This window comes from Moorena sp. SIO3B2, assembly GCF_010692525.1.
Lineage (GTDB): Bacteria > Cyanobacteriota > Cyanobacteriia > Cyanobacteriales > Coleofasciculaceae > Moorena > Moorena producens.
This window is the reverse complement of the sequence record NZ_JAAHHE010000565.1, coordinates 1-3,125: the sequence shown is the minus strand read 5'-3', so window position 1 is coordinate 3,125 and position 3,125 is coordinate 1. Positions and strand designations below refer to the sequence as shown.

Here is a 3,125-nt window from a genome sequence, read left to right as displayed (position 1 = left end):
ATTAGCATAACGAAAAGCAAAGTAATCCCGGAGTAGTAGATGTCGAAAACAATAAACCTGTTTTTCAGAAGTCTCAAATAATAATTGGATAGTTCTAGCTAAGCGAGTAAAAGCATGTCTCTGTTCCAGTTGAGGGATAACTTTAGAAAAAATTGGCTCTTCTATTTTAGTATTATCGGGTTCTGAATCACTCATCATCACTACCGCAATTGCCCCTAGCTTTTCCTTGAGTTCCTCTGCGGAAGAGCATGGTAGGTTTTGTTGAGTTCTGTTTTCTTTTTTATCCTTTTCTCTACTAAACCCTTGTTCGATAAATCTGTCAAACAATTGTTCGTGAGTGCTAACTCTTGAAAACTGTTTGACTTCGCCGTCGCTCTCTTGATTTTGGTAGGTCGAAATTAATGTATATAAAAGAAATGGCGTGCGAACCATCTTGAGTAAATCTGGACTATTATCCAGTAGATTCCAGAGTCTTGCCCCTTGTTGATTATCCTTAAAAATAGAGTTAGACGTGACATACTGTTTAATTTCTGCTTCACTCAAACGATTGAGGACTACTGCACCATTTAACTTGAGTGGATTGTTATTATCATTACCCGTTATCTCTTCATAATCTCTACGGCGACAGCTAATCACCATCGGAACTTGCTGGAAACCATCAAGAGAGTTTAAAGTCTCAATAAATTGAGCACGATAGTCTTCACGAGGGGCATTTGGATCTTGTGGTTTTTGAGATACATTTAACGGAAGTTCATCTAATCCATCAAGTAGTAACAATACTTTTTTTTCTCGAATTTGTTTTTGTAGAAAATCTTTGTTTATAAATTCTTCGTTTTGGTTTGTTTGCTTGGCTAACCAGTGAATGATACTCTCTTGACTTATTTCTTTTCGATCATTATAAATTTCAGTCCAGGTGTAAATTTCCGCAAAAATTGGCAACAATGACCTTTGAGTCTTAAGTCGCTCTTCTACCTTTTGGATAGCAAATTTAATCATTGAGATGCTTTTACCGCCCCCTGGCTCACCAAGAAGTAATAATCGACTATTGTATTTATGGAAACTCTCATCTAAACCAGTAAAGCTTAATTTACTGGAGATTACTTCCTTACCTATAGCCTTGGGATTATCTTCATAAGTACGCTCAAAGGGATAAATTTCAAAAGATTTTTTGGTTAATTTTTCCTTAAGAGACTGGTGTAATTCTTGCAAATAGTTGCTGACTATATTTTTAGATACCATAGTTTTGGTTATTTTAAAATAAGGGTTGTTTTGTGCCATTGTATGGCTAAACTATAGATGCCACCCTGTTCTTTAAAACCCAACTACTATGATTTGGGGTTATTCTGGGGAACTAAAATTCCATCAATATAATCTCTGAAAGGGTAAGATAAAATAGAGTTGGGACTTAGTTCCTCGAAAATGCCTAAAGCAAGAGCTAACAGTAGGATTTATAACTAGCTTTTGCTGCCTCTCGATCTTCTGCCAGTTCTTCAGGAGTCATTTTCTGGAGTGCTTTTTCATAATAAGCCTGATTAGGTTTCCCTGTATTAATCACACTTTGAAGTAATGGAGAACGTTCACCCTCTGGATAACGAGCTTTCATGTACTCTGTATAACTTGGCATCTGTGACCTTGTGGCACATTCTAAGGAATAAGCCAGTATATCTCTGCGCCCGTGATATTTATCATTAATATCCCCTAGTTTTTCTCCAATCAAGTCTATTTGCTCGTCCTTAGCACCAGCAGCAGCAGCGACCGCTAGAACTATAGCAGTACGTTCCTGGAAGGAGGCACAAGCACCACCAACACAAAATCCGGCGTGTGCATCATTTGCTCTGCCATCAAGTGCCACTGTTCCTCTGCCAATCATCGGTATTTTTCTAGTTTCTCCATTAGGAGTTTTGAACGTAACAGAACCGAAAAAATTAACACCATCTTCTATGAAGGGTTCGAGGGAACTTTCTATAGTAAGAGGTTGCCGTGGCTGGTTATCAAGGATTAATTCTACGTCAACGCTTTTTGTTGATACATCCTCTGTTTTAGTTCTATCCCCATCAGGATCGGCGTAGGCATTGCCAGTTTCAATAAACTTGATATCTAAGATTTTATTATTAAATCTAATTCCAATCGCTTGCAAGGCATCAACTTGTGTGTCTGGATCAGATAGCTTACTGATTATTTCTGATATAGTTACCTGTTTCCAGTCTAGAGTTGTGTAGGGATTACCTTCTCTGGCTCTAATTGGATACTCCATATTGGGTATTAGTTCATTACATAAGTTTACTCTAGTATAGAGAATAGGTTAATTACTTTTTGTGCTTAATTTTACGTTAGTTATTATTTGTTTAAAACATCTTAGCTTTTAAAAATTTACCCAATTATCCCTTGTCCGAGTATCGCTCCAAAGCTTGTGCGGCAGGTTTGTAGCCACCCGTTTTTTTATCTATATCCTTGAGAGCCTTTTGGACAGCCTCTCTAACGTCAGATATAGCATCATTACGCCACCTATCCACAAGGATTGTTTGCACCAATTGGGTTTTATCTAATTGCTGGTTTGAAATATTTAAATTACCTAATGCTTCGATTACAGACACCCGTGCTACCCAATCTCCCTCTTCTAAATCTTTTAGTTTTTGAATAAGTGGCTCTAAGGCATCGCTATCTCCATGTTTACCTAGAGCCTTAGCGATCGCTACACATTCATCTGGGTCTTTGTTAGTCTTGTTATTATTGAGTTTATCAATAAGCTCACTTACAGACATATTCTCAAAATTGACCGATTGCAACGGATTATGGTCTGTTAAAAACTTGGAATGAGTAATTTTTTCTGCTAACAGTTTTTCCGCCTCTTTTGGATAAACTAGCTTTAAGTAATTAAATGCATTTAGTCTATCTTCACTAGTTGAACGATTAGAATCTATAATATATTTTTTTAATGCCTCCTTGGCAGCATTACGGACATTACTAAATTTATCTTGTCTAATAGCTTGGTATAAGACATCTATCCCTACGGGAGGGATTAATTTCCCCAAAGCTTGTGCTGCTTGCAGACGCACAAAACTATCATTATCCCCCAAAGTGTTAAGTAGAGCCTGAATTGCCTGATTATGATTGGCAGTGGCTGT

General features: G+C 37.3%; 3 protein-coding genes. All 3 read right to left on the bottom strand.

Annotation, left to right across the window (positions count from 1 at the left end):
• Positions 1–1,278, bottom strand: a 1,278-nt coding sequence (locus F6K38_RS38030; protein WP_287360138.1) for an NACHT domain-containing protein, incomplete at its 3' end; no start/stop codon positions are given.
• 157 nt (positions 1,279–1,435) lie between these two features.
• Positions 1,436–2,254 (bottom strand): hypothetical protein, encoded by an 819-nt coding sequence (locus tag F6K38_RS38025; protein WP_287253155.1) that lies wholly within the window; start codon positions 2,252–2,254, stop codon positions 1,436–1,438.
• A 124-nt stretch (positions 2,255–2,378) separates the two neighbouring features.
• A partial coding sequence (locus F6K38_RS38020) for a HEAT repeat domain-containing protein (protein WP_287360136.1) occupies positions 2,379–3,125 on the bottom strand: 747 nt, incomplete at its 5' end.